This is a genomic window from Nitrincola salilacus (genome assembly GCF_046271865.1).
GTDB lineage: Bacteria > Pseudomonadota > Gammaproteobacteria > Pseudomonadales > Balneatricaceae > Nitrincola > Nitrincola salilacus.
This window is the reverse complement of sequence record NZ_CP176580.1, coordinates 176,090-201,115: the sequence shown is the minus strand read 5'-3', so window position 1 is coordinate 201,115 and position 25,026 is coordinate 176,090. Positions and strand designations below refer to the sequence as shown.

The following is a 25,026-nucleotide window of genomic DNA, read 5'->3' as shown; positions in this document are numbered from 1 at the left end:
CGGTAAGACCTGAGTCGACTACTGACTACCTAAAGTGTATGGAGAAGCAAACATGTTAGAAAAATGCCGGAACGCCAAGGAAAGATGGGGTGGCGTCAGCAAGATCATTGATCAGTGGCTGGAACAGAGACAGCAGCTTATCAGTATGTTCATCAATCTGCCTGATTCCCGTGTGGGTGATGAGTTGAACACGCAGCTGGAGAAGTTCTGCAGCCTGCTGATGGACTACCTCTCGTCCGGTCACTTTGAGGTATATGAACAACTCCTGCGCGAAGGCAGTGACTTTGCCGACGGTAGTGTTGAAAAAGCCCAGTTGCTGCTACCAAAAATCCAGACTTCAACCGATGTCGCACTGGATTTCAATGATTCTTTCAACAGTTTTGATGAACCGACGCTAAGGCAATTGCGTGAATTTGCGACTGCCCTGTCTCATCTGGGTGAAGAACTTGAAGAACGATTCGAGATAGAAGATCAGTTGATTGAAGTGCTGCACAACGCGCATCGAACTCAGGTTGCCGAGGTCTGAACTTGAAACGACTGCGACTCACGCTGCCGTTTTTGCTGGTACTGCTTGCTGGCTGTGATGGTCCCAAGCCTGAGCACTGGTCCAATTACACGGTTCAGGGGGCATTTGATGCCAGCCTGTCGCATGATGGTAATTATGCTCTGGTGGGCTCCATAGCCCATGGCGGCAGCCTGTGGGATACCCGCACGGATGAGCGCCTCTATGATTGGAACCATCATCAGGATGAGTTCACCAACATCAGTCAGAGCGGCTTCTCTCCCGAAGGCGACTATGCCATTACGGCTAACCCTCAGGATCTGGTGTTGTGGAATGTGCAGTCGGGCGAGCCGGTCTGGTTCTGGAGCTCACCCGGGGAGATCCTTGACCTGTCATTGTCCAGCAACGGTGACTTTGCCCTGTTGGGGCTGGCCAACCATGAAGCCGTCTATTTCGACGTCAAAAACGGAGGCATTGTTCAAAGCCTGAGACATCCGGCGCGGGTCAGAAGCGTTGCACTGAGTCAGGATAACCGCTTTGCCCTGACCGGCAGTGATGATTACACCACACGCCTGTGGGACCTCGCCAGCGGTGAACTGCTGCACCAGATAACGCTGGGTAACATAGTCGATACCGTTGCACTGTCCCCCGATAATCGCATGGCATTCAGCTCTGCCACTCTGGATCAGGCGATTCTATGGGATCTGCAAAGCGGTGAAATACTGCACCATCTGAGCGGTAACGAATCCCTGATCAAACGCCGCACCACCTACCTCAGCGCCCGCTTCGCATCCAATAGTGAGCAGTTACTGACAGGAACAGCTGCTGGAGCAGTAATACTCTGGAACACGGCCGACGGCAAACAGACAAAAAGTTGGCAAGCGCACAAGCTCAAAGCCTATGGCCCGACAAGCACCGGGATCTATGCAGTCAGTTTCGGCAGGGATGGGAGTTACTATGCACTGGGGTCAAATGGTGTGCTTAACGCATTTCGTTAAGCGCTGAGGAAATCACCGGTAGCTGACGCTACCGGTTGTCATAACGAAGAGCTCGATCAAGGATTGATCTGAAGCAATTCGACTTCAAAAACCAGAGTTTCGTTCGGGCCGATAGCATTACCCATACCACCTTCACCATATGCCAGCTCAGCAGGGATCACGAGGCGGCTTTTGGCACCCTCTTTCATCAACTGCAGACCTTCAGTCCAGCCTGGGATCACTCCGTTAAGCGGGAAGGAAACAGGATCATTACGTGAATAGGAGCTGTCGAACTCTGTACCGTCGATCAACTGGCCACGGTAATGAACTTTGACAGTATCTTCAGCAGTTGGAGACGCGCCGGAACCAGCCTCCAGCTCTTCATACTGTAAACCGCTGTCAGTAGTGGTAACACCATTACGCTTGGCGTTTTCAGCCAGATAAGCCTGGCCTTTCTGGATGTTTTCCTGAGACAGGGCTTCAAACGCCTGACGACGTTCATCAGCAATACGCTGCTGGTAGGCCTGCATCACTTCCGCCACTTCTTCACGTGACAGCAATGGCTCACCTTCTGAATAAATGGTTTCGATACCTTCACGAAACGCATCCATGTTCAATACTGCAAAATCCTGCTTCAGACTGTCACCCAGAATCAGACCCAGACTGTAGCTCAGCTTCTGCTCTTCGTTGGTCAGATCAACCGCATGTACCGCCGGCACTGCCATCATCGTTCCAGCGAGCATCAGCGCCAGTGTCGTTTTTCTCATCTTCACGTCCTTACAACCTGTTGGATAAACTAATCGTTATGCTTAGTGAGATATTCAGGATTAAAGTTCATTCTGATCTATCTCGGGTGGCCTATCATCGCAGCCTGTGGCGGGAAAAGCGAGCCCCAGCAGGCGTTCTACCTCAGTCAGGCATTCTGTGCTGGGGGCTTGGCCCAGTTGCGCCAGATAAGTGTTGATATTCTGTCGTGCCAGCTTCAAGGGCTCCTGCTCAGTATCTTCTGCAGTACCATCAGCAGCACCACCTGTAACCCCTGAGGCATGCCCTGATGAAGAGCACTGCCATAACTGCATTATTTCGACCTGTTCAGCCGCCAGCTCCGCACGCTTCAATTGCTGGTAACACTCACTCAGCTCTTCACCCTCACGCATCGACCTGACCTGATAACGAATCGCGCGTAACGGCTGCAGAATTGATGCCTGCCAATGTTCTGCTGCCGCGAGCTGACCAGGCTGAAGCCGGCGGCCCGTTTGCGCCAGCCAGCAGCATAACAACAAACGATTAACGCTCAATCCCTGCATCTGGAGCGCAAGACACTGCGCCTCGACGCCGGGACGTTGATAAACTGTAATGGCGTAGTGCCAAAGTGGGTTGTAAATAGACATCCTGTGTTAAAATCCGCGCATGATCAGACTACAGAACCTTAGCATACATCGTGGCGCTCAGCGCCTGCTTGAACACGCCAATCTGACACTGCATAACGGCTGGAAAGTCGGTATCGTCGGAGCCAATGGCGTGGGTAAATCGAGCCTGTTTAAACTACTGCTCGGCGAGCTGCACGCCGATGCCGGTGATCTGGAGATGCCTTCGGGGATCACCATTGCGCATATGGCGCAGGAGGTGGCCGAAACCAGCCGCACCGCACTGGATTATATTCTGGATGGCGACCAGCAGCTGCGCCGGATTCAGCAGCAACTGGCGATAGCTGAAGAGGAGCATCAGGCCACGCGCATCGCAGAGCTGCATGCGGAGCTCGAATCCGCGGATGGCTATCGTGCCGAATCCCGTGCCCATCAGCTATTGTCAGGACTCGGATTTGCTCCTGCTGATTCCGCCCGACGTGTCGGAGAGTTTTCCGGTGGCTGGCGAATCAGGCTCAATCTGGCCCGCGCGCTGATGTCCCGCTCTGACCTGCTGCTGCTCGACGAGCCGACCAACCATCTGGATCTGGACGCCATCATGTGGCTGGAGCAGTGGCTGCGCAGTTATCCGGGCACGCTGCTGCTGATCTCACATGACCGTGATTTCCTCGACAATGTGATGGGCCACATAGTGCATATGGCCTCTGAACAGCTCACCCTGTACAAGGGCAATTACAGCGCGTTCGAGCATATCCGCGCCGAACGCCTGGCACAACAGCAACTCTCCTATGAGAAGCAACAGGAGCGCGTGGCTCAGATAGAGCAATTTGTGCGCCGCTTCCGCGCCAAGGCGACCAAAGCCAAACAGGCACAAAGCCGCCTGAAAGAGCTTGAGCGCATGGAGCAGATAGCACCAGCTCATGTCGACAGCCCCTTCAGCTTCACTTTCGAAAGCAGCAGCAAGCTCTCCTTCCCATTGCTGTCGATACATAAAGCCGATCTTGGCTATCCCGACAAAATTATTCTGAAACAGGTCAGCCTGAATCTGGCACCGGGAGAGCGTATCGGCCTGCTCGGCCCGAATGGTGCAGGTAAGTCAACATTGATCAAGACTCTCGTGGGCCTGATCTCGCAGCAGACAGGGGAGCGCCAGCAGGGTGAGCATCTCAAGGTAGGCTATTTTGCTCAGCATCAGCTGGAAGCACTGGATATGCAGGCTTCGGCCATACTGCACCTGCAGCGTCTGTCTCCGGAAGCCAGCGAGCAGGAGCTGCGCAACTTTCTCGGCAGCTTCGGCTTTGTCGGCGATGATGCCCTCGATGCCATTGGCCGCTTTTCAGGTGGTGAGAAGGCGCGCCTGGCTCTGGCACTGATCGCCTGGCAGAAACCCAACCTGCTGCTGCTCGACGAACCAACCAACCATCTGGACCTTGAAGTACGCCATGCCTTGACGCTGGCACTGCAGTCATTTGAGGGGGCATTGATTCTGGTGTCGCATGATCGGCATCTGCTGCGTAACACAGTGGATCAGTTCATGCTGGTAGCAGACGAGCAGGTCACGGAGTTCAAGGGTGATCTGGATGATTATCACAAGTGGTTGAGCCAGCGCGCCAAAGCGCAGCAGCCAGCAGTGCAGCGCGAGACACAGCCTGCCGAAAACCGTTCGTTGAATGCGGTGGAACGCAAGGAGCTGAAACGCATTCAGGCCGAACAACGCGCTCGCCTCAGACCGCTGAAGCAGAAGGTTCAGCAACTGGAAAAGCAGATGGAGAGCATCAGTGCAAAACTGTCAGAGTTGGAAGCAGCGTTGAGCGACCCATCGCTGTATGACAGCAGCAACAAGGATAAGCTGAAGCAGTTGCTGGCTGATCAGGCGGAGCAGACGCGTCTGTCGGAGAAGGTCGAAACGGACTGGCTGGAACAGCTTGAAGCCTATGAAGAGCTGGAACAGACACTGACCGAAGCAGAAAGCTGACAGTCAGTGTCATGCGGCGGCTCAGTGCCGCTGCAGCAGCTCGGTGAGCTCCCTGATCCCATCCTGATTAGCGATCAGATCATTGATACAGCCCTCTACCACCGAGGGCTTGAGCTGCAACTGTTCAAGCAACTGCGGATCCAGTTCCACCAACGGCCCATCACACAACCCCTGCTGTCGCAGCAGACAGTTAGCCACATGCAGCAATCTGGCATAGATCACGGCATCACCCTCAATCTCGGGATGATTCTGGTAACGGACAGCAAAACAGACCTCTGGCGGAATAGACCAGCTTTCCAGCAACCAGGCGCCTACCTGCTCACGCGTCAGATTAAGCACTTGCTGCTCTACCAGCTCATAAGGCATATGAGGGTTGGCTTCGATATAACGCGTCAAGGTCGAAAACTGTGGTGGAAACAGGTGTGCCAACAGTAGGTAACCAAAGTTGTTCAACAATCCCGACAAGTAAACCAGTCCCGGCTTGGGTCTGATCGCTGCAGGCATCACTTTGGCCAGTCGCTCTGCCAGCGTAGCCATAGTGACGGACTGCAACCAGAAAGGTGTCGCACCGCGCACCGAGTGACCCGGTACCTGCATCACCTTACCCATCGCCACGCCCAACGCCAGGTTGACCACCAGATCAAAGCCCAGCACTCGGATCACCGCATCATCCACCGACTCGATTCTGCCTGGCGCTGCGTAATAGGGCGATACAGCCCAGCTCATCACCTGTGCGGAAAGACTCGGATCAACGCGAATAACCGACAGCAGTCGATCAACATCGGCCGATGGGTCCGAGCGCAGCAGCAGTAACTTCTGCGTTGTCTGTGAAAACGCCGGCAGGCCGAGCGTGTCCTCCAGCCGCTGTTTCACGCGCAGAGCGGTAAAGCGCTCAACTGCATGCGTGATTGCCTCAACACCGGCATGCGGCGAGTGCTGAGCTTGCAGCACCTCTCCGCTGAGACCAAGGGATGTCTGATAATCAGCCCCCTCCAGCCAGCCTGCCTGGATTGTGAAGCGCAGACCACTGTGAGGCTCCCACAGAGCGACCTCCTGATCCGGCAAATAATGATCATCCAGCATCACCGTCATCTTCAGCAACTGACGCTGCCCTGCAGCGGTAGTCAGCGGCGTCTGACCGAAAAATTTAGCGGCATCAACAGCGCTGGTCGGCTGTAACTGCCGACCGGTGAGTCGCCAGACAACAGAAAGGCTGAGCAGTGAGTGAGCCGGTAGTATGACCAGTACTTTACCGGCACTGTCATGCAGCAGCACCAAACGAGCAACACTCTGCTCTGAGGGATCCAGTGGTTTGACTCCTACTGACAACTTATTACCTCCTGCCAATCATTTAGGCTGAAACGGCACATCAATTCTTGCTGCAGTTTAGCAGAACAATACGGGAACCTGACTAATTATCACTGGCTACTAGGGACGGGTAATGCGGGTAACCGGTCGCAGGCGACGCAGTTTGCGTATGACTCGAGCCAGATGTACGCGGTCTGCCACCAGCAGCTCCATCTCGACTTTGTACATCTGCCCTTCACGCTCGCCACTGTCGATCTTGATAATATTGGCGGAGGCGCTGGATACGGCGGATGCCAGATTGGCAATGATGCCCCGCTGGGACTCCACCTCGATATTCAGACTGACGGCATACTCCTCCTCTCCCGACTGAGACCAATCAAGGAAGATGCACTTTTGTGGATCATCACGCAGTGAGCCGAGATTCCGGCAATCGGTACGGTGTACGACCATGCCCCGACCGCTGCTGATATGGCCAATAATGGTATCACCGGGAATCGGATGACAGCACTTGGCATATTGCAGCACCATCCCCTCGGCTCCCTGAATCGCCAGAGGCTTGCCACGTGGCGTACTGACTTCGCCTGACTCATCATCCATGGTGTCTGGTTTCAGCTGCCGTGCAACAACGTATGCCATACGATTGCCCATGCCGATCTCTTCCAGCAGATCCTGCTGAGAGGCCAGATTAGAATCCTTGAGCACCTGCGCCATCTTCTCCTGATCTATCGCATCCAGTGAACTGCCATAGTTGCCGAGGAACTGATTCAGTAACCTGCGACCCAACTCAACCGACTCATGCCGCTGCTGATTTTTCAGAAAGTGACGGATACTTGATCTCGCCTTGCCGGTCACGACAAAGTTCAACCAGGCCATATTTGGCTGCGCACGCGGCGTTGTCACCACTTCGACTGTCTGACCACTCTGCAGTGGCTGAGACAGTGGGGCCAGGCGTTTATTGATACGGCAGGAAACGCAGGAGTTACCGATATCCGTATGCACGGCATAGGCAAAATCGATCGGCGTTGCGCCATTAGGCAGTTCCAGAATCCGCCCCTTGGGTGTGAAAACATAGACCTCGTCCGGGAACAGATCCTTTTTCACATGATCGATGAACTCCATCGAATCACCGGCACGCTGCTGCATCTCCAGCAGCCCCTGAACCCATTTACGGGCGCGATTGTAGGAGCCAACCGCGCTGTCGGAATCACCATACATCTTGTAATGGCTGTGCTCGGCTATTCCCTGGCTGGCAACGGCATCCATCTCCCGGGTACGGATCTGTACTTCGATGGTGATATCCCTGGCACCGAACAGAGCCGTATGCAATGACTGATAGCCATTCGCCTTGGGTATCGCGATATAGTCCTTGAAGCGGCCGGGAACCGGCTTATATAGATTATGTACGGCACCCAGAATGCGATAGCACTCATCCACCGACTCGGTGACAACTCTGAAAGCAAACACATCCATGATATCGACGAACGCCTTGCGCTGCGTCTTCATCTTGCGATAGATGCTGTACAGATGCTTTTCGCGCCCGGAAACTATCCCCTTCAGCCCCTCCATGGAAAGGCGGGTTCGGATCGATTCCTCTATCTGAGTGATGATGTCTCGACGCTGTCCTCGTGCCTTGACCACAGCACGACGGATATACTTGGCCCGCATCGGATGGTGCGCCTGAAACGCCAGATCTTCCAGTTCAACCTGCAGATCTCTCATCCCCAGACGGGCAGCGACCGGTGCATAGATATCCAGTGTTTCGCGCGCAATGCGCCGCTGTTTGGCTGCCGGCATCGCACCCAGGGTGCGCATATTGTGCAGCCGATCAGCCAGCTTGACGATAATGACACGGATATCCGTCGCCATCGCCAGCACCATCTTCTGAAAGTTCTCGGCCTGAGCTTCCGCCCGGGTTTCAAACTCCAGATGGGTCAGCTTAGAAACGCCCTCGACGATTGTGGCCACCGCCTTGTCGAACTGCTCCTCAATGCCGCTGTAGGTGATCTCGGTATCTTCAATCACATCATGCAACATGGCCGACATCAGGCTTTGATGGTCCATATGCATGGCAGAGAGAATAGAGGCGACTGCCAGCGGGTGAGTAACATAGGGTTCGCCACTCTTGCGCCGCTGACCATCATGCGCCTGTTCGGCATAGAAATAGGCACGACGAACCTGTCGAACCTGTTCAGGTTCGAGGTACTCTGTCAAACGGTGTGACAGTTCGTCGATGGTTGGCATCAATCCTCCGGTAGCACGGGTATAACCGAGTGCTGTCCTGCTAAGGGGCTGTTAACCTTGATGATGCCGCATATACGAGCAGAGGAAAAGAGGAGATCAGATATCTTCGATACCATCCAGAATCGTTCTATCGATAAAACCTTCACTGATTTCGCGCAGTGCAACAACAGTCGGCTTGTCGTTTTCCCAGTCAACCTTGGCATCTTTACCGCCTGTTGCCAACTGACGGGCACGCTTGGAAGCTACCATCACCAGCTCAAACCGGTTATCAACATTATCAAGACAATCTTCAACGGTTACACGAGCCATTTCGTACCCCAAAAACAGATAAACATATTGAAATCAGAAGAACCGCGTAGTGTACTGGTTGATCAATGTATAGACAAGAGATCGATCAATAAGTTTTGATGCCGCTGCTGCTGAATCTCCTGTCGCAGACGGCGTCCGCGGAACAGACTGGTCATATCGGCCAGTGCTTCATCGAAGTCGTCGTTGATGATCAGGTAATCAAATTCGGGGTAGTGACTCATTTCACTGACAGCCTGAGACATACGCCCGGCGATCACTTCTTCAGAGTCCTGCCCTCTACCGGTCAAACGCTGCAGCAACGCATCACGACTCGGCGGCAGAATAAAAACGGATACCATCTCCGGCATCAGGCGTCTGACCTGTTGTGCGCCCTGCCAGTCTATCTCCAGGATCACATCCCGGCCCGCCTGAAGCTGCTCCCTGACCCACACCTGCGACGTGCCATACAGATTACCGAACACCTCGGCGTACTCCAGAAATACACCCTCACCCACCATTTGGGTGAAGGCCTCTCGCGTCGTGAAGTTATAGGCTTTGCCATCGATTTCGCCAGGTCTGATCGCACGGGTGGTATGGGATACCGATACGACTATCTGTTCATCACGCTCCAGCAGTGCCTTGACCAGACTGGTCTTGCCGGCACCCGATGGGGCAGAGATCACATAAAGGGTTCCTAAGCTCATGATGGATTCGCTCTTACTGGTCTTGATTCAAGGACACTACGCTGGTTTTACAACTGCGAATTATGCCTTACCCGGCAGTTCAGATCTATTGATATGGCGCGCACCGGTCGACAGAGGCTTGCAAGCAGCCGCCTGAGCCAGCATCATGCAAACAGATCGTCATTCAGGAAGGGTTTATCGTGCCAGACAACAGCTCCTCTGCGCTCAGTATTCTACCACTGCAGCTGCATCCTGCCCGTGAGGCTCTCTATCATGAGCTGCATGCCCGGCCCTTCCCGGTCATAGCCAGTCCGGTACGGATCTCGCACCTTGCGCTGTTACTGGCAGATGAGGACCGTGAACGCGATTTTCAGCACCTGCGAAACCTGTGCATCCGCTATGGCGTCAACCCACCAGCCGACCATGAAACCAGTTTTCATCAGCGCTTTGGTGAGTTCGAAGTGCGCTGGGAGCGACATCTTGAATTTGTCACCTATACCTTCCTTCGTCCGGGCACTAACAGCCTGCCGTTCAGCCATCCGACGCTCTCAATGCTGCCAGCGGACTGGCTGCAAGAGGTCCCGGGGCAACTGGTGGTAGCCTTGCATCTTGAGGTTGTCAGCCCTGAAGCTGAACAACTCGACCGCGAAACGCTTGCCGAGTGTTTCGAGGGGCAGCGTCTCGTCAGCGGTCGCCTGCTGGAGGGCTCCGCGACCTTGTGGAGCGCATTTCGACTGCATGGTGATGGCTCTGGCCGCATCCTGCTGCAGAACCATGGCCTGAACGATAACCAGACCGGCCGTTTGATCCTGCGGGTACTGGAGCTGGAAACCTACCGCTTGATGGCACTGCTGGGCGCGCAGCCAGCGCGTGATCTGGCCCCGGAGCTGGGACGACTCGATCAGCAACTGGCCGATATGATCACCCAACTATCGGATACCGAAGGGCTTGAAGAGGAGCGGCAGTTGTTGCGCCGCCTGACCTCCATGGCGGCGCAGATCGAACGTTATCGCGCCAACACCATGTCACGCTTCGCTGCGACTCAGGCCTATTACCAACTGGTGATGAAACGACTGGAAGAGCTGAAAGAGCTGGATGCAGGCCCCAACTTCACACTGGCCGCCTTCTTCAGCCGCCGCCTGACACCTGCCGCCAGCACCTGCGAATCGGTCGGCAGCCGGCTGGAGGACCTGGCACGCCGTATCGAACGTGCCGGCGACCTGATCCGCACCCGTGTTGACCTGAAGCTTGAAGAGCAGAATCGTGGCCTCCTTGCCTCCATGAACCGCCGCTCCAAAGTGCAGTTACGCATGCAGGAAACGGTGGAGGGCCTCTCCATTGCCGCCATCAGCTATTACGGTATCAGCCTGATCCGCTATCTGCTCGGGGCGCTGGAGCCACTGGGCATCGATATTAACAAGGATGTCGGTACTGCCATTGCCGTACCCTTTGTTGTCGGCACGGTCTGGTGGCTGACGCACCGCATCAAGAAGATCATTCTGCAGGACGAGCAGACAGAGACAGCAAGCAGCGAGTCTCAAGATCCGCACTGATTGATTCAGATCAGTATCACCACCTGAGCGCGCTGGTATTCTGAACTGGCACACTATATATTAGATTTATTTAATTTAATGCTTTAATTAATTTAATGAAAGGTTGCCATGAGCCAGACCAAAACAGTTGCCGTTACGGCCTCTCTGAACGATAACTTTGTTGTCGAAGCCCAGATAGGTGAACACCGATTACTGATTGACCAGCCAGTGGCTGCGCGTGGCACAGGCCAGGGACCTACGCCTCTTGAGTATTACATGTTTGCGATGGCGGGCTGTATCGGCACCATCGGCCGCATCGTAGCGATGCAGCAGAAGATCAATCTGCGTGGCATGACGATCTGGGTGGAGGGTGACTATAATCCTGCCGGACTGCTCGGCAAGCCGACCGATGATCGTACCGGGTTTCAGCAGATAAGAATCCGTGCCGAGATCGACGCTGATTTGAGCCTTGAAGATAAAAAGACGTTTCTGGATCAGGTCTGTGAGCGCTGCCCACTGCATGACAATACCCGTCTGGAAACCGATGTACTGCACAACCTGGCCTGATATGATTCGTGTTTTGACTGAATGGAATCGTTATGTCTGCCATCCCTGCCGACCTGTGCTCATTGGAAGATTACCAGCATCGCGCTCAAACTCTGTTGCCAGCCGACATCTGGGCTTATATCTCAGGCGCCTCAATGGATGGCTTCACGCAGCAGCGTAACCGATCCCAACTCGATACCTTGCTACTGCAACAGAGGATACTCGTGGATGGCCTCGGCCAGGGTGACTGCCGTACAGAGCTGTTCGGCCAGACACTTACCCTGCCCCTGCTGATAGCTCCTCTGGCCTATCAGAAGCTGGCCCATCCGATGGGTGAACTGGCCAGTGTTCAAGCTGCCGCCGCGCAGGGAGTTGGCTTCTGCCTCTCCACGCTGGCCAGCTCAACACTCGAGGAGGTTGCACAGATAGCGCCCGATACCGCGCGTTGGTTCCAGCTCTATTGCCAACCAGATCCCGACGATACTCTAAACCTGATTCGCCGCGCTGAAGCGGCCGGTTATCGGGCACTGGTCGTGACGGCAGATGCCCCTATCAATGGTGTTCGCAACGCCGAGCAGCGCAGCGGTTTCCGCCTGCCTGATACGGTGGCTGCGGTCAATCTGCAGGGACTGCCCAAGCCCGAAGCCGGAGACTCTGTCTTTGCCTGCTGGATGCAACAGGCACCAAACTGGAACACTCTCGCTGAGATCATCCGCCAGACTCACCTTCCGGTTATTCTCAAAGGCGTCATGCACCCGGCAGATGCGCAGCAGGCTGTCGAACTGGGTGTACAGGGGATTATCGTGTCCAATCACGGAGGCCGTGTTCTGGACAGTCAGCCGTCTACAATTGAGGTGTTGCCTGCAATTCGACGATCTGTCCCGGCAGAGATACCTGTCCTGCTGGACAGCGGTATCCGGCGTGGCAGCGATATTTTCAAGGCGCTGGCTTCAGGTGCGGATGCCGTATTACTGGGGCGCTCGGTTTTTTATGCACTCGCCGTTGCCGGCCCGTTCGGCGTTGCGCATATCCTGCGCATTCTTCGCGACGAACTGGAGGCCACCATGGCGCTCTGTGGCTGTGCCAGACTGGCGGATATCAAATCATCCAGCCTCTATCTGCCTCTATCTGCCTCTATCTGACTGAGAGCGCCTGAGAGTACCTGAGAGTGCCTGGCGCTAGTTGGTCTGACTCCCCTGGCGCAGCAAGTTGTGATACACACCAATCAGGCGTTCGATATGCTCAGCGTCTGCCTGAGCATCCTCTATCCGGTTACGTCGCAAGCCCTGAATGCTCTGATCCAGTTGATAGAGCGTGCGCCGCTGCTCATTATCCCGCACCAGGCTCTGCAACCAGAAGAAAGCGCTGATCCGCTGCCCTTTTGTTACAGGTGTCACTCGATGTAGACTGCTGGACGGGTACAGCACCATATCTCCGGCCGCCAGCTTTATACATTGCGTTCCAAATGTATCCTCAATAACCAGCTCCCCGCCTTCGTAATCCTGAGGTTCGCTGAGAAACAGCGTCATTGACAGATCAGTACGAATCTTGACCGGTGTTCCCGGCACCTGCCGGATCGCGTTATCGATGTGATACCCGAACTCGCCACCATCGCAGTAGCAATTGAACATGGGTGGATAAATTTTTGCAGGTAAGGCGGCGGCCATGAAATCCTCGCGCCCACCCAGTATTTGCAAAAGAGCGTTACCTAACTCAACCGCCAGTGGTGAGCGTTCATCCAGTTGTAAGTTGCTCTTTTGCCGACGCGCCGCATGGCCAGCGGTCAGCTTGCCATCCTGCCAGTCCGATGCCTGGAGTGCCGTGCGAATCTCCCTGACCTGAACCGGGTTCAGAATCTGCTTCAGATGCAGCAACATAAGTTTCTACTCCCGTTCTATATGGCGCTATCCTGGTGCTGATATAACAAAAATGGCCCTGCACTGAGGCAGGGCCGGCTGAGCAGCAGGTTTAGAAGTTGTAGGTCATGCTCAACCTGATATTACGTGGATTGCCCGGTCTGAAATGACCTCGGGCACTGTAATCCGTGACGTAATGTTCATCAGTGAGGTTGCTGATATTCAACTGAGCAGAAAGCTGATCAGTGAAGGTATAGTTAGCCATCGCATTGAACAATGTAACACTGCCTGTCTCATAATAGGCTTGCTGCCGGCGCCAGAAGGTGTTGCCGCTGTTGTACTCGGCACCAGCACCCACCACCAGCGGACCAGCCGTGTAGGTCAACCACAGACTCGCTGAATCATCCGGCGCGGCTGTCAGCCCATTACCCTCAGCCGTTGCACCCGAAGAGCTCGGCGCATCTTCAGTCACTTTGCCATTCTGCCTGGTATAGGTCGCAATCATATTGATCTGATCAGTCAGACGGCCGGTCGCACTGAGCTCCAGCCCACGATTACGCTGTTGGCCGGAAGTGGTGATCTCATCACCAACCGTATCGTAAACATCCTTGGTGGTCTCAAATAGCGCAGCCCCCAGCAGAAGACGCTCATCCATCAATGTCCATTTGGTGCCGATCTCTTTGGTATAAGACTCCAGTGGGTCTAGCTTCGCATAAGTGCCAGCTGTGGATGCATTACCTTGCAGGACCAGATTGGTGGCATTGGGCTCCTGAGAGTTGGAGATGGAAGCATAGATACTGCCGTTCTGAGCCGGTTTGTAATTGATGCCCGCCTGCCAACTGATCAGATCAGACCGGGTTCGCGCATGCACCTTTTCATCGCGGGATGTTTTATAGCCTTTCGCTTCAAAATCTTCATAGCGCAAGCCACCACTGACCTGCCATGACTCATTCAGCGTAGTGGTATTCAGCAGGTAGGTCGCCAGGCCTTTAGCGGTTGTATCGGCATCATAACCATTCTTATGCCAACGCCCACTCGCTGTCACCCGAGCAGGATTAGACAGATCAACGGTATCCGAAGACAACACCAAATCCGACATATCGATGCCGGGGGTTTTACTGTTTTCACGGTATAGTTCGGCACCAACGACCAGGTCGTGCTTGATACTGCCGGTTTGGATCTCACCGATTGCATCCAATTGCGTGACAAACAGCTCGGTCTCACTGAACTCAGTACGATCGGATGACAGATTTACACTGCCATCATAAACGGGATCATCACGGGTTCCGGTATTTTCCAAGGCTGGACGTGAGGTTATCGACTGTCGATCAGTTTTACCTAATCGAGTCTGGCTACGCAAACGCCAGGCATCACTCATCTGATGATTAACGACAGCGGTCAGGGTTGTCACATCGACCTTCTCAAAGTCACGTCCTTTCACACCGTAGTAGTTGTCCCAGTGTTGATCAGCAATCGGGCCAGCCGGAATGTTCAACTGCTCAGCCGCCACATCGTTGACGAAGGGCAGGCCCAGAACCGGCGTGTTATCCTGTCGCATGTGGAACAGATTAAGCGTGAGATCCGTCTGTTCACTCAGCTGCATGAAGTAGGAGGGGGCAATTGCCAGTGTCTGATAATCCTCTTCGCCATTGTCCCAGTAGTCGCCACCCTTTTGCGCCAGCAGATTCAGACGCAGTGCGCTGCTATCCGTCAGCACTCTGTTGATATCACCCGTGAGTCGTCCAAGTTGCCCCTGATCATAGGCGAGTGTAAAAGCATTCATATCTTCATCGGTTTGGGCACTCTTGGTGACCAGATTCACACTCCCTCCTGCCGAGCCCTTACCAGACAGACTGCCTGCAGACCCCTTGACCACTTCGATCTGCTCAGTGTTGAAGAGATCTCGGCTGTAACCGGCAACATCCCGGATACCGTCTGCATAGATGCTGCCATTTACATCAAAGCCACGAATGGTGATGGTATCGCCGGTGGTGACATTACCACCGCCGCCCTCACCAGCTCCAAAGGTAGAAACCCCGGAGACATTACGCAGTGCATCCTGCAGGCTGGTCACCCCCTGATCCTGCAGTAGCGCTTCGTTCACTACTGTGATGGTTTTGGGTGTATCTACCAGGTCCTGTGTGAGCCTGACACTGGAAGGTTTTTCAACGTTGTAGCTCTGCTCGGTCTGACCCGATATCTCCAGCTCAGGCAGATGAATGCTGTCGGACTGAGCGTGTGACTGAGTCACCATGAATGCCAGTGCTGACGCTATCGCAACAGTCAGAGGGTTCAGTTTGGGTATCGCACGAGAGTGGTCTGAATGAAGAGACATGTGAATTTCTTTCCTTTGAAATTTTTTGAGTTGGGTTTACTTGTGTTGGATTTACTTATGTTGGATTGAATTGTCTGGATCAATATTGATTATTAAAAATAAGACTAATGATTATCATTTTATTATCAAAACCTCCTTGAATAGCTCATTAGCAGTATCCTGCCAGGGTGTAGGCTTACGTCACGTCAATGCATGAGATAAACAATCACAAAAAACAGGCCACCACCGATGGCGACCCACGATCCGGCTGTTACTCTCTGCATCCTGTTAACACAAACCAGCCACAGACCGGTCAGGCAGAAAACCAGCATGAATATGGCAGACAGGTCTGAGAACAGTCGCCAGATATCACTGACCTGCTTACCACGATGCAGGTTATTCAGCATCGCCATCAGCGGTAACGAAAGCGCAAACACCTCCACCTCGCCCTCATCCGGTAACACTTCAACTGTCTGGGTGATGCTCGGTCCTTCCAGAGTGATGATCAGCAACTCATCATCCTCCCACTCAACCTCCATCTTGACGCCACGAATCCCCTGCTCCCTGTCAAGCCACTGCAGCACGCCCAGCGTGAATATCGATGGGCTCGCCTGCCAGTCGATACTGGCAAGCTCATCAGGCAAGATCAGGGACAACTCATGTGCTCTGGTCTGTCCTGGTGACCAGTCAGGATGATTCAGAAAAAAACCGGTCACCGCAAAAAAAATCATGGAGATCAGCACCGGAACTGCGCTGTAGATATGTAACCAACGCATCCAGCGGTTGACCGGGCCTGACGTAGAATTCATGAATGATTATCAATAATCTATGTGAAATTTCGCATATGATGCTCGCATCCCACCTGCAATGTCAATATAATACGAATCATTCTCACTATTATATTCGGTATCATTGTGCGGAAATTTGCAACGCTTACTGCCAACCATCTGGCTCACATCGCCATCGTTATGCTGATGTCAGGCATTATCCTGAACGGCCTGCTGCTGTTACTCCTCGGCGAAGCACGACTGAGCCTGCCGCTTGCCACTCAGCCAGCCTTAAATCCAGTACTGGAATTTGGCCAGCAGTGGCTGACCCTGCAGTCCGGGCAGATCAGCAGTGGTCAGGGGCAGTCCATCACGCATCTGTTCACGCAACCGGAGATGGTGGTGATTCGAAGTCTGCTCCTCACACTGTGGGCTGGCATGGCGACACTACTATCGGCAACGATCATTCTGGCTCTGCAAGACCGACAGCGCTATCGCTGGCACCTCGTATTTGGCATCGTTCTATGCGTCATGCTGTTCAGCGCAGAACTTCCCTATCTGCTCACAGATGGGGTCTCACAGCCACTGCTGGAGCTGGTAAAGCTGAGCGTATTACTGCTTTGCACACTGCTGATCAACCGTGCGCTTGCCATGCGCCCCAGTGCCACCAACCGTAACAACCTGATCGCCTATGCCAGCCAGACCGGAAGCGCCATGCAGCTGGCGCAACAACTGCACCGATCAGCCAACCACGCCCTCGACCTGCGCTGCCTGTCCCGACTGACGCCAGCCTGTCTGAGCCAGTATGATCAGGTCCTGTTCGTTGTCAGTACCCAAGGGGATGGACAAGCCCCCGACAGCGCTAACCGGTTTATCAAAGCACTGCAAGCTGAGCCCACTCTGCCCGGACAACCCAGATTCAGTATTCTTGCTCTGGGCGATCGCCACTATCACTCCTTCTGTGCCTTTGGCCATCATCTCTACAAGCTATTGCAAAGCAAGGGTCTGCAGAGTTTTGTCCCCACTGTTGAGGTCGACAGGATGGACATGGGTGCCGTGAACCACTGGTGGCAGCATGTCTCGACCGCTTTCGGTCAGGTATCCTCTCCTCAGGCGATGCCGTACGAGGTGCTGACCGTGATGGAAAACCGATGCCTCAACCCTGAGCAAACGCATCGCCACGCACATCATCTTCGCCTGTTCAGAGCCGGTACACACTATCAGGCGGGGGATCTGCTGGCCGTCAAACCACGCATCCAACCTGAACAGATCGAGCAGCGCCTGGCGCAACTCGGTTGGTCTGCACATGAGACGGTGCACTATCAGAACGAAACCCGAACACTGCTGGAGCTGCTGCAGACGCTGGAGTGGATCGATGAGCAGGCAGACAGCCCTCAGGCGCTGGTGGATCTACTGAAACCCATACATGAGCGTCTCTACTCCATTGCGTCCTGCCAGGCTGATCATCTTGATCTACTGGTGCGCCGTCATCTGCGTCAGGATCAGAGTATCGGCCATGCATCCGGCTATCTGTGTGGGCTTAAAGTGGGGGAGCAGATTGAAGCCAGTGTTCGCACCCATGCGACCTTCCATCTCCCGGGCGATGTTCCTTTGGTCATGATTGGTGCCGGCACGGGTCTTGCGCCGTTTATGGGGTTTCTGCAGCAAAAGCAGTCCTGGCGCGCAACAACACCCAACTGGCTTCTGTTTGGCGAGCAGTATAAAGCGCAGGATGCTTATTTTGCTGAACGGCTGGAGCATTTTCAGCAGTTGGGTGTACTGACTCGACTCGACTGCGTCTGGTCACGCGATGATAGCGAATATGTGCAGGGCAGACTCGCACAGCTGAGCGTAACACTGCTTGAATGGGTTGAGGAGCACGGAGCCCACATCTTCGTATGTGGCAGTCGCGAGGGCTTTGGCGAATCGATACTGGGCACGCTGGAAGTGCTGCTGGATCGAGATCTGCTTGCTACCCGGCTGCATACTGACCTGTATTGACGCGGATCCCAAAACAGGGACGTTCTGCCCTATAATACTATCCGACTGCTATCCGACACAGATCCTGACCTTATGAGTAAGCCCATGCCTGAAAACCGTTCAGCTCGACCCACCAGAAGCCCCTCTCAAAGCCGCAAGGTAGAGACCCATGCCAGCGCGCTGCATATCCTGGTCAAGGAGGAAAGCCTGGCACTGGCCCTGCTGGAAAAACTGAAAAAAGGGGATGACTTCGGAAAACTGGCTCGTGCTCACTCGACCTGTCCGTCAAAAAAACGCGGTGGTGATCTGGGAGAGTTTCGGCGCGGTGATATGGTGGCAGCCTTCGACAAGGCGGTTTTCTCAGGCCCTGCAACAGGCCTGAGAGGACCGATAAAAACCCGTTTCGGTTACCACCTTATCAAGGTGCTGTATCGCAGATAATAACAGGGTCAGCCTAAACTCCCCTTACCACGTCATCTCACCCGTGTTGACCTTGGCACCTATCTCCAGCGCTATACCCAAGCCAGCATCCGGGTAGGCTTTTTTCATGATGTCGATCAGTTCGGCGGAGTTGCTGCTCTTATCAAGCGCCTGCTCAAAGTACAGCAGGTAATCGCGGGTATAGACCAAGGACGAAGAGTCTAACTTCGAGCCAGCCGTTTGATGCCCTGGCACCACAACTTCAGGTTCACGAGCAAGCATCGCATCCAGGCTTTTCACCCAAGCAGCGCGCGCGGCCTTGGTTGCCGCATCTGCAGTCCAGACATGCAGGTCATCAGAATAGCTGCTCACACCGCCCACCACTGCTTTCAGTGAAGGTATCCACACGTAAGGCATACCCGCTTCCGGATTGTTAAAGTTGACCAGTTCAAGCTGCTCACCTTCCAACTCGATGCTGTCGGCAGTGTATACCTCAGGAATTATCGGATTACGCGGGCCATTTGCCCCCAGTCTTGGCCCCCAGGTCTCGAGCTTTTTTGGCAAGGTAGCATTGATATGCTCCACTGTATCGGCACTGGCGTAGACCTTCACGTCGGGGAACTCTTGCTTAAGCACTTCGATGCCAAAATAGTAATCCGGATCGCCCTGGCTGATGTAGATGGTCTTCAGTTCCTTACCGCTATCCAGCGCTAATGCCGCCACACGCAGCGCATTAGAACGGCTGAATTGTGTATCGAACAAGACGGCGTCCGTCTCGCCGGTAACCAGTACCGAACTGACATAGAAGCCATTTTCTTCTGCACTGAATACTTTCAAATCCAATGGCTGTGTTTGAGCGGCAACTGAACTGGCCAAGCTCAGGCCAACTACTGCGGGTAATAACACTTTCATGAAGCTCTTGATCATGGTTCATCTCCTTCAGGGTATATTTGTGATGTAACAGATGTGCATCACAGTGATAAAAATCATTACGTGGTGATTAGCCGTGCTTGGAATAGTTTGAAATCCGATGGGTGAACTTTAGGCGCTTAGGGGTGTGCGAAAAAGCTGATATGATGTAAATCACCTTTCTTTAAAACAGAATAATAATGTGAAATTTGATCGATTAAGACGGATGGCTCTGTTCGCGATGGTCGTGCGCCATGGCTCCTTTTCTGCTGCATCGCGGGCGCTGGATCTGGCAACCTCGGTGCTGAGTTCTGCCGTCAGCCAACTCGAAGAGGAGCTGGACGTGCGCCTGCTGAATCGCACGACACGAAGTCTGTCGCTGACGGAGGCTGGGCAGCTGTACTATGAGAAATGTGTCGAAATGCTCTCTGCCGCCGAAATGGCAGAAGAGATGGTGGCGAGTGGTGTCGGTGAAATTGCTGGACGCCTGCGAATCTCCGCCGCCTCGGATACTGCCCAGAAGATTGTTTTGCCAGCGCTCGCGCCACTTGCCCGGCTGCATCCCAAACTGCTGTTGGATATTGCAGTGGATGACCGCATAGTGGATATGACGACCCAATCCATCGACCTGTCCATCCGCACCGGCTGGCTGCGCGATTCATCTATGATCGCGCGGAAGCTGGGTGATCTACACGAAATTCTGGTGGCATCACCGGATTATTTACGACGTTTCGGTGTGCCTGAGTCACCTGACAGTTTGCGCCAACACCGCATAATTGGCTTTAACCGTTTTGCTGAACCAACCACTCTGGTCTTAAAAAACGCAGCCGGCGAAAACACACGCATCATGCTCCCTCCCGGCGCCATGACCGACAATGTATCGATGCTGCGAGTCTTTGCTGTGCAGGGCTTTGGTCTCGCGCGTCTGCCGAGCTATATGGCTCAGCGCGAGTTATCAAATGGTGAGCTTGTACTGCTGCTCCCCGACTGGGCTTTACCCGGCGCGGGGGTTTATGCTGTCACCCTGAAGCGGACGTTGCAGCCACCCAAGGTCAGGGTGGCTATTGAAGCGATCAGTGCCTATCTCAATTCGCTGCACATACTCCCACATAGTAGTGCGAACCAAGTCACGAGGCCCAGGGCCTAGTTGCTCGCCGACTCTCTGACGCTGTCAGGCTCACGACTCAGGTAGAGATAAACACCAAGGCCAGCCAGCATCGCAACTGCTGCCATCAGCATCCAGACCGCATCTATCAACTCGGTACCCGCGATACTGCTCGCCCCGTCGTTAAGCAACGCCTTGAACATCAGCAACAGCGCCTCGATGGATACGGCAATAATAATCGCCGCCATAAAACGCGAGATAGTCCGCCGCGTCGTATCGTAGTGGTGAATATCCTTGTCCACCAGCACCTCCTCCTCAAGAATCGTCTTGCCGAGGTCGAAGATAGACATCCCCAGCGTGATGATAATGACGATCCCGAAAGCCCCGGTAGCGATGTTGCCCCGGGTCTCGAACAGATGGTACATCGAAGCGCCCGCCGAATAGAGCAGCATGATCGACACCAACACCAGCATCCCCCCGATGAGCCCGTAAATGCTCTGAAACCAGGGATGTACCCGCGACCGTCGAGCATCACCGCTCAGATATGAGATCAAGCGCTGCAGGTTGAAATTAAGGACGAGATAACCCTGATCCTCGCCGTCGTCATCGACCAGATGCAACGCCGTCGATACCGATAACTGGTGTGTCGCACTGGACAGATACGGACGCGTTACCGCCACCGTATTGATGCTATCTCGCGCCGCCACGACATAAGGACGACTGCTGCGATCACTGCCCTGGCCCAGAGAACGCCGTTTGCGCTCACTGACATTCGGGGCATAGGCGGAATCCATGCGCTGAACTCCCTTTGAGTCCAGGCTGTACATCAGCTCAACGAAAGGATAAGCACGGCTGAGATGCTCGACAGTCTGCAGCTGAGCGCTCCGATCGAAAATCAGCTCCCGGATGTTCAGACTGGTCATCATCGATTCCATCAGCAAATGGATTGTCTGCTCGTGTTGCTGGTAGCGCTGTAAAAGGTGGATCTGGTTGGACGTACTCACGGTTTCGGGTACCTGAGGGGGCTGGTTATTCGAACCCAGACAACTTAACAAACCAACTCCGCGCATACAACTTTAGTCTAATAAAATATCAAAAAAAACATCAGAAGGCCTGGGCCTATTACAACCACACACGCGCATGCCTAAAGATATAAACAGGGACTATATTCCCATAATACAGACTAATAGTGGGATTATAGTCCTTACTATTTACATTCAATTCACCAAATATTGGTTGAATTTTAGCCAGACAGGAGGCGTTTAAGGTATAAAGATGAGGGATGAGAGAAGTTGACACCAATACTCCACTGTATGAGATTAAGGATTTTCCATGACAGACCATCGTTTTCTTCAATGCGACGTATTCAGCCCAACGCCTACACGCGGAAATGGCCTCGCAGTGGTGTTGGATGCAGAGGTGCTGACCGATGAGCAAATGCAGTTTTTTGCTCGCTGGACCAATCTTGCGGAAACAACTTTTTTACTGCCACCCACGGTTGAGGGTGCCGATTACAAAGTACGTATTTTTACGCCGCAGCGAGAAATGCTTTTCGCCGGTCACCCAACGCTTGGTAGCTGCGCAGCATGGCTGCATGCCGGTGGCCAGCCGAACAATAGCAAAATTGTGCGTCAGGAGTGCGCTATCGGTGTGATCGACGTGGATGTCAGCCAGCCCGGTGAATTCGCTTTTAAAGCACCACCAACGGATATTCAGCCACTGAGCGACGAAGCCTTGACTGCAATTTGTACGGCGCTGGAAATTCCCCGGCAGTCAGTGGTCAACAGCGCTCACCTGCATAATGGCCCTTTCTGGCAAGCGCTGGAACTGGAATCAGCGGAGGCGGTACTGGCAGTGGATTCATCCAGAGTGCAATGGCCAGCTTTTAGCCCGATCGGCCTGATTGGACCACATACGGTTGGGTCAAATGCAGACTTTGAGGTCCGTATGCTAGCGCCATCAAGCAATATGAGTGAAGACCCTATCACTGGCTCGCTCAATGCTGCTCTGGCTCACTGGCTGCAAGCGCAGGGGCGCGCTGCGCATCCTCTACGAGTGGCTCAGGGAACCGTAATCGGCCGCGAAGGCCGAGTGTCAATCCGGCCTGATGCCGGAGCCATGTGGATTGGCGGACAGGTGCATATATTGATCGATGGCCGGGTTCGGTTTTAATCTTTTAACGGATACAGTAATATCCAAAAAATGTGTTAATCAGCTATAATGGATACAGTTATATCCATATCGGTGATTTATGTCGCGTTTTCTCTTACTGGATGATACTGATGTACAGCAGGCATTTGCCACGCATCTACGCAACCTGCGTGAGGCAGCAAAGCTCTCGCGTGATGCGCTGGCTGAGCGCAGCAGTGTGCCAGCACCAACGATTAAGAAGTTTGAGCTGACGGGACAGATCTCGTTTCGTCAGTTGCTGCTACTTTGGCAATCACTAGATGATTTAAATCGCCTGCATGAGCTCACTCAGCCACAAAATTCACGCGCTACCGAGCACATGCCCACAACGATTGATGAGGTGCTGAAAGGTGAGTTTTAAACCTATTCAAAAGCTTATCATCAGCCGGACTTTATCAACCGGAGAAGAGGTATCGGTTGGGATATTGGCGCAGAACCGTCAAGGCGTTTTTTTTCAATATGATGCTGAGTACCTGGCTCGATTTGACAATCTTTCACCTTTTACACTGGATGCAACCACCGGTTTGCAAACTGCACCAAGACAACCACATGGCGGCATACATGGTGTATTTGCAGATAGCTTGCCTGACGGCTGGGGCTTGTTACTGCAAGACCGAGTTTTTCGTCGGCAAGGTATTTTGCCAGCACAACTCACTGCAATGGATAGGCTCGCGCTTGTAGGCGCTCAGGGGATGGGGGCACTGACGTTTTTACCAGTATCTGAATTTAAACCAGTCGACCATCAAAATCTCGACTTGGCCACACTGGGTTTTGAAGCCCAAACCCTATTTGATAAATCCCTTACTGACGAACTGGATGGTCAAACACAGGAAGTTCTCGCAACCTTGGTCGCGGTTGGCAGCTCTGGTGGTGCCAGACCAAAAGCCCAAGTGTTTATGAGTGCAGGCAACCTGGAGCAGTGCCGCACCTATGCAGAACCTGAAGACGAAGCCTGGTTAGTGAAATTTACTTCCAAGAATCTGGCACTTGGTCATGAGGAGGGGCTTTGTGAAGCGGTTTATTTACAAATGGCAGCGCAAGCCAATTGCCAGCCACCATCCTGGCAACTGATCCCGGCAGCCCAACATAAGAGCAAGCAAAGTGGTGCCATTGCCTGGCTGGCCGTAAAACGCTTCGATTATCTTTCTGTTGAGCATGACGCCAGAAAGTCCAACGCCAAAAACCAAACGACTATGCCCGGACGGCTGCACATGCACAGCGCTTGTGGCCTATTAGATGCAGATTTCCGCACGCCAAGTCTAGATTATGTTGATCTGATTAAAGCCAGTCGGCAATTATGCAAAGCGCCGAGTGTTGGCCAACTGCAATTTCGTCGAGCGGTGTTTAATCTGTTCGCCGCTAACCAGGACGATCACAGTAAGAACTGGTCATTTCTGCAAAGCGATGATGGCAGTTGGCAAGTCGCACCCTTCTATGACGCCACTTTCAGCCCTAATCCGTTTAACGAGCATGCCACAGCATTTAACGGCCATGGTAAGCAACCGCCATTAAAAACCATGAAAAAGCTGGCTGCCAGCGCGGGTTTCGCATCCTGGAGTGAAGCGAGGCAGAGTATTCACGAAGTCGTTGATGCGCTCGGTGATTTTTCAAATCTTGCAAGAGATCAAGATATTAAAAAAACGACTCTGAGCGCTATTCAAAAAATCTTAGATCAGCGCAGAAAAGAGAATAGCGATTTACTCTAAACCCCATACTTCAGCGAACAGCTACCCTTGTTTTGACGGGTAGAAAAGTTATTCGATATTCTGGATTTGCTCATTGAGTAGCAGATAAATCCATAACAAACTCAATAAATTACAGAAAACAAACCGTTCAAAAATGCCTGTTTGCCCACCATTTGCCTTTGGCTTTTACTAAATCTTAGTGGTAAGCCCGACAACACCCGTCCACGCATGTACTGCGTTAAAGGCAGTATTTTGGATGACTCAGTGGACAATTAATTATCGGCTTGTCACCTTTCAGTTCACCGCCAGTAAACACAAGAGCTTGGCTAGGTTTGAAGTCCAACGCAGACAATACCGCGTGAGTACTGCTTGTGTACTTAG

Annotated in this window: 23 protein-coding genes; 12 read left to right on the top strand and 11 right to left on the bottom strand. The window is 53.5% G+C overall.

Annotation, left to right across the window (positions count from 1 at the left end; genetic code table 11):
* The first annotated feature begins 52 nt into the window (after positions 1–52).
* Both rsd and ACK3CJ_RS00955 read left to right on the top strand, forming a co-directional pair.
* Entirely contained in the window at positions 53–526 is a 474-nt protein-coding gene (gene rsd / locus ACK3CJ_RS00960; RefSeq protein ID WP_409524542.1) for a sigma D regulator, read from the top strand.
* A 2-nt stretch (positions 527–528) separates the two neighbouring features.
* Positions 529–1,500: a WD40 repeat domain-containing protein gene (locus ACK3CJ_RS00955; RefSeq protein ID WP_409524541.1), complete on the top strand. Its 972-nt coding sequence runs from the start codon at positions 529–531 to the stop codon at positions 1,498–1,500.
* A gap of 56 nt (positions 1,501–1,556) precedes the next feature.
* Here the strand turns inward: ACK3CJ_RS00955 and ACK3CJ_RS00950 are convergent, their stop codons facing one another.
* Together ACK3CJ_RS00950 and ACK3CJ_RS00945 are read right to left on the bottom strand one after the other, a co-directional pair.
* Positions 1,557–2,246, bottom strand: a complete 690-nt coding sequence (locus ACK3CJ_RS00950; protein WP_409524540.1) for an FKBP-type peptidyl-prolyl cis-trans isomerase — start codon at positions 2,244–2,246, stop codon at positions 1,557–1,559.
* Between the two features lie 60 nt (positions 2,247–2,306).
* Positions 2,307–2,870: a TIGR02444 family protein gene (locus ACK3CJ_RS00945; RefSeq protein ID WP_409524539.1), complete on the bottom strand. Its 564-nt coding sequence runs from the start codon at positions 2,868–2,870 to the stop codon at positions 2,307–2,309.
* 19 nt (positions 2,871–2,889) lie between these two features.
* On the opposite strand from ACK3CJ_RS00945, the gene ACK3CJ_RS00940 reads away from it, so the two are divergent.
* Positions 2,890–4,821, top strand: coding sequence for an ABC-F family ATP-binding cassette domain-containing protein (locus ACK3CJ_RS00940; RefSeq protein ID WP_409524538.1), 1,932 nt, complete (start codon positions 2,890–2,892; stop codon positions 4,819–4,821).
* A gap of 21 nt (positions 4,822–4,842) precedes the next feature.
* On the opposite strand, the gene ACK3CJ_RS00935 is transcribed toward ACK3CJ_RS00940, so the two are convergent.
* The 4 genes from ACK3CJ_RS00935 to gmk form a co-directional block, all read right to left on the bottom strand.
* Entirely contained in the window at positions 4,843–6,150 is a 1,308-nt protein-coding gene (locus tag ACK3CJ_RS00935) for an HDOD domain-containing protein (RefSeq protein ID WP_409524537.1), read from the bottom strand.
* A 99-nt stretch (positions 6,151–6,249) separates the two neighbouring features.
* Positions 6,250–8,370, bottom strand: a complete 2,121-nt coding sequence (gene spoT / locus ACK3CJ_RS00930; RefSeq protein WP_409524536.1) for a bifunctional GTP diphosphokinase/guanosine-3',5'-bis pyrophosphate 3'-pyrophosphohydrolase — start codon at positions 8,368–8,370, stop codon at positions 6,250–6,252.
* Between the two features lie 96 nt (positions 8,371–8,466).
* Positions 8,467–8,679, bottom strand: a complete 213-nt coding sequence (rpoZ, locus tag ACK3CJ_RS00925; RefSeq protein ID WP_151704959.1) for a DNA-directed RNA polymerase subunit omega — start codon at positions 8,677–8,679, stop codon at positions 8,467–8,469.
* Positions 8,680–8,741: 62 nt separating this feature from the next.
* Positions 8,742–9,362: a guanylate kinase gene (gmk, locus tag ACK3CJ_RS00920; protein WP_409524535.1), complete on the bottom strand. Its 621-nt coding sequence runs from the start codon at positions 9,360–9,362 to the stop codon at positions 8,742–8,744.
* A 179-nt stretch (positions 9,363–9,541) separates the two neighbouring features.
* Here gmk and ACK3CJ_RS00915 point away from each other — a divergent pair, with 179 nt between their 5' ends.
* From ACK3CJ_RS00915 to ACK3CJ_RS00905, 3 genes are all read left to right on the top strand, one after another.
* Entirely contained in the window at positions 9,542–10,894 is a 1,353-nt protein-coding gene (locus ACK3CJ_RS00915) for a DUF3422 family protein (RefSeq protein ID WP_409524534.1), read from the top strand.
* Positions 10,895–11,002: 108 nt separating this feature from the next.
* On the top strand, positions 11,003–11,440 hold the full coding sequence (locus ACK3CJ_RS00910) for an OsmC family protein (RefSeq protein WP_409524533.1): 438 nt from the start codon (positions 11,003–11,005) through the stop codon (positions 11,438–11,440).
* 32 nt (positions 11,441–11,472) lie between these two features.
* Complete coding sequence (locus ACK3CJ_RS00905) at positions 11,473–12,561, top strand: alpha-hydroxy acid oxidase (protein WP_409524532.1); 1,089 nt, start codon at positions 11,473–11,475, stop codon at positions 12,559–12,561.
* 36 nt (positions 12,562–12,597) lie between these two features.
* Here ACK3CJ_RS00905 and ACK3CJ_RS00900 read toward each other — a convergent pair whose 3' ends face one another.
* From ACK3CJ_RS00900 to ACK3CJ_RS00890, 3 genes are all read right to left on the bottom strand, one after another.
* Complete coding sequence (locus tag ACK3CJ_RS00900) at positions 12,598–13,296, bottom strand: Fe2+-dependent dioxygenase (protein ID WP_409524531.1); 699 nt, start codon at positions 13,294–13,296, stop codon at positions 12,598–12,600.
* Between the two features lie 91 nt (positions 13,297–13,387).
* Complete coding sequence (locus ACK3CJ_RS00895) at positions 13,388–15,610, bottom strand: TonB-dependent receptor (protein WP_409524530.1); 2,223 nt, start codon at positions 15,608–15,610, stop codon at positions 13,388–13,390.
* A gap of 185 nt (positions 15,611–15,795) precedes the next feature.
* Positions 15,796–16,398: a PepSY-associated TM helix domain-containing protein gene (locus tag ACK3CJ_RS00890; RefSeq protein WP_409524529.1), complete on the bottom strand. Its 603-nt coding sequence runs from the start codon at positions 16,396–16,398 to the stop codon at positions 15,796–15,798.
* Between the two features lie 105 nt (positions 16,399–16,503).
* Between ACK3CJ_RS00890 and ACK3CJ_RS00885 the strand changes: the two genes are divergently transcribed.
* Complete coding sequence (locus tag ACK3CJ_RS00885; protein ID WP_409524528.1) at positions 16,504–18,357, top strand: flavodoxin domain-containing protein; 1,854 nt, start codon at positions 16,504–16,506, stop codon at positions 18,355–18,357.
* A 72-nt stretch (positions 18,358–18,429) separates the two neighbouring features.
* The gene (gene ppiC / locus ACK3CJ_RS00880; RefSeq protein WP_409524527.1) at positions 18,430–18,777 is read left to right on the top strand and encodes a peptidylprolyl isomerase PpiC; all 348 of its coding nucleotides are present in this window, start codon (positions 18,430–18,432) and stop codon (positions 18,775–18,777) included.
* A gap of 24 nt (positions 18,778–18,801) precedes the next feature.
* Here the strand turns inward: ppiC and ACK3CJ_RS00875 are convergent, their stop codons facing one another.
* On the bottom strand, positions 18,802–19,683 hold the full coding sequence (locus tag ACK3CJ_RS00875; protein WP_409524526.1) for an MBL fold metallo-hydrolase: 882 nt from the start codon (positions 19,681–19,683) through the stop codon (positions 18,802–18,804).
* 184 nt (positions 19,684–19,867) lie between these two features.
* Between ACK3CJ_RS00875 and ACK3CJ_RS00870 the strand changes: the two genes are divergently transcribed.
* Positions 19,868–20,812 carry a LysR family transcriptional regulator gene (locus ACK3CJ_RS00870; protein ID WP_409524525.1) on the top strand — a complete coding sequence of 315 codons (945 nt, stop codon included), beginning with the start codon at positions 19,868–19,870 and terminating at the stop codon, positions 20,810–20,812.
* Here ACK3CJ_RS00870 and ACK3CJ_RS00865 read toward each other — a convergent pair.
* A complete protein-coding gene (locus ACK3CJ_RS00865) occupies positions 20,809–21,774 on the bottom strand; it encodes a hypothetical protein (protein WP_409524524.1) in 966 nt (321 codons plus the stop codon). The genes ACK3CJ_RS00870 and ACK3CJ_RS00865 overlap by 4 nt on opposite strands.
* A 328-nt stretch (positions 21,775–22,102) precedes the next feature.
* Between ACK3CJ_RS00865 and ACK3CJ_RS00860 the strand changes: the two genes are divergently transcribed.
* The 3 genes from ACK3CJ_RS00860 (at position 22,103) to ACK3CJ_RS00850 (ending at position 24,666) form a co-directional block, all read left to right on the top strand.
* A complete protein-coding gene (locus tag ACK3CJ_RS00860; RefSeq protein ID WP_409524523.1) occupies positions 22,103–22,942 on the top strand; it encodes a PhzF family phenazine biosynthesis protein in 840 nt (279 codons plus the stop codon).
* Positions 22,943–23,021: 79 nt separating this feature from the next.
* Complete coding sequence (locus ACK3CJ_RS00855; RefSeq protein WP_409524522.1) at positions 23,022–23,321, top strand: helix-turn-helix domain-containing protein; 300 nt, start codon at positions 23,022–23,024, stop codon at positions 23,319–23,321.
* A complete protein-coding gene (locus tag ACK3CJ_RS00850; RefSeq protein WP_409524521.1) occupies positions 23,311–24,666 on the top strand; it encodes a type II toxin-antitoxin system HipA family toxin in 1,356 nt (451 codons plus the stop codon). Before ACK3CJ_RS00855 ends, ACK3CJ_RS00850 begins: the two co-directional genes overlap by 11 nt.
* Positions 24,667–25,026: the final 360 nt, after the last annotated feature.

Coding starts and splice junctions, on each gene's coding strand:
- ACK3CJ_RS00900 (WP_409524531.1), bottom strand. CDS start 13,296: ATGTTGCTGCATCTGAAGCAGATTCTGAACCCGGTTCAGGTCAGGGAG.
- ACK3CJ_RS00950 (WP_409524540.1), bottom strand. CDS start 2,246: ATGAGAAAAACGACACTGGCGCTGATGCTCGCTGGAACGATGATGGCA.
- ACK3CJ_RS00905 (WP_409524532.1), top strand. CDS start 11,473: ATGTCTGCCATCCCTGCCGACCTGTGCTCATTGGAAGATTACCAGCAT.
- ACK3CJ_RS00875 (WP_409524526.1), bottom strand. CDS start 19,683: ATGATCAAGAGCTTCATGAAAGTGTTATTACCCGCAGTAGTTGGCCTG.
- ACK3CJ_RS00890 (WP_409524529.1), bottom strand. CDS start 16,398: ATGAATTCTACGTCAGGCCCGGTCAACCGCTGGATGCGTTGGTTACAT.
- ACK3CJ_RS00860 (WP_409524523.1), top strand. CDS start 22,103: ATGACAGACCATCGTTTTCTTCAATGCGACGTATTCAGCCCAACGCCT.
- ppiC (WP_409524527.1), top strand. CDS start 18,430: ATGAGTAAGCCCATGCCTGAAAACCGTTCAGCTCGACCCACCAGAAGC.
- spoT (WP_409524536.1), bottom strand. CDS start 8,370: ATGCCAACCATCGACGAACTGTCACACCGTTTGACAGAGTACCTCGAA.
- ACK3CJ_RS00910 (WP_409524533.1), top strand. CDS start 11,003: ATGAGCCAGACCAAAACAGTTGCCGTTACGGCCTCTCTGAACGATAAC.
- gmk (WP_409524535.1), bottom strand. CDS start 9,362: ATGAGCTTAGGAACCCTTTATGTGATCTCTGCCCCATCGGGTGCCGGC.
- ACK3CJ_RS00855 (WP_409524522.1), top strand. CDS start 23,022: ATGTCGCGTTTTCTCTTACTGGATGATACTGATGTACAGCAGGCATTT.
- ACK3CJ_RS00895 (WP_409524530.1), bottom strand. CDS start 15,610: ATGTCTCTTCATTCAGACCACTCTCGTGCGATACCCAAACTGAACCCT.
- rpoZ (WP_151704959.1), bottom strand. CDS start 8,679: ATGGCTCGTGTAACCGTTGAAGATTGTCTTGATAATGTTGATAACCGG.
- ACK3CJ_RS00945 (WP_409524539.1), bottom strand. CDS start 2,870: ATGTCTATTTACAACCCACTTTGGCACTACGCCATTACAGTTTATCAA.
- ACK3CJ_RS00940 (WP_409524538.1), top strand. CDS start 2,890: ATGATCAGACTACAGAACCTTAGCATACATCGTGGCGCTCAGCGCCTG.
- rsd (WP_409524542.1), top strand. CDS start 53: ATGTTAGAAAAATGCCGGAACGCCAAGGAAAGATGGGGTGGCGTCAGC.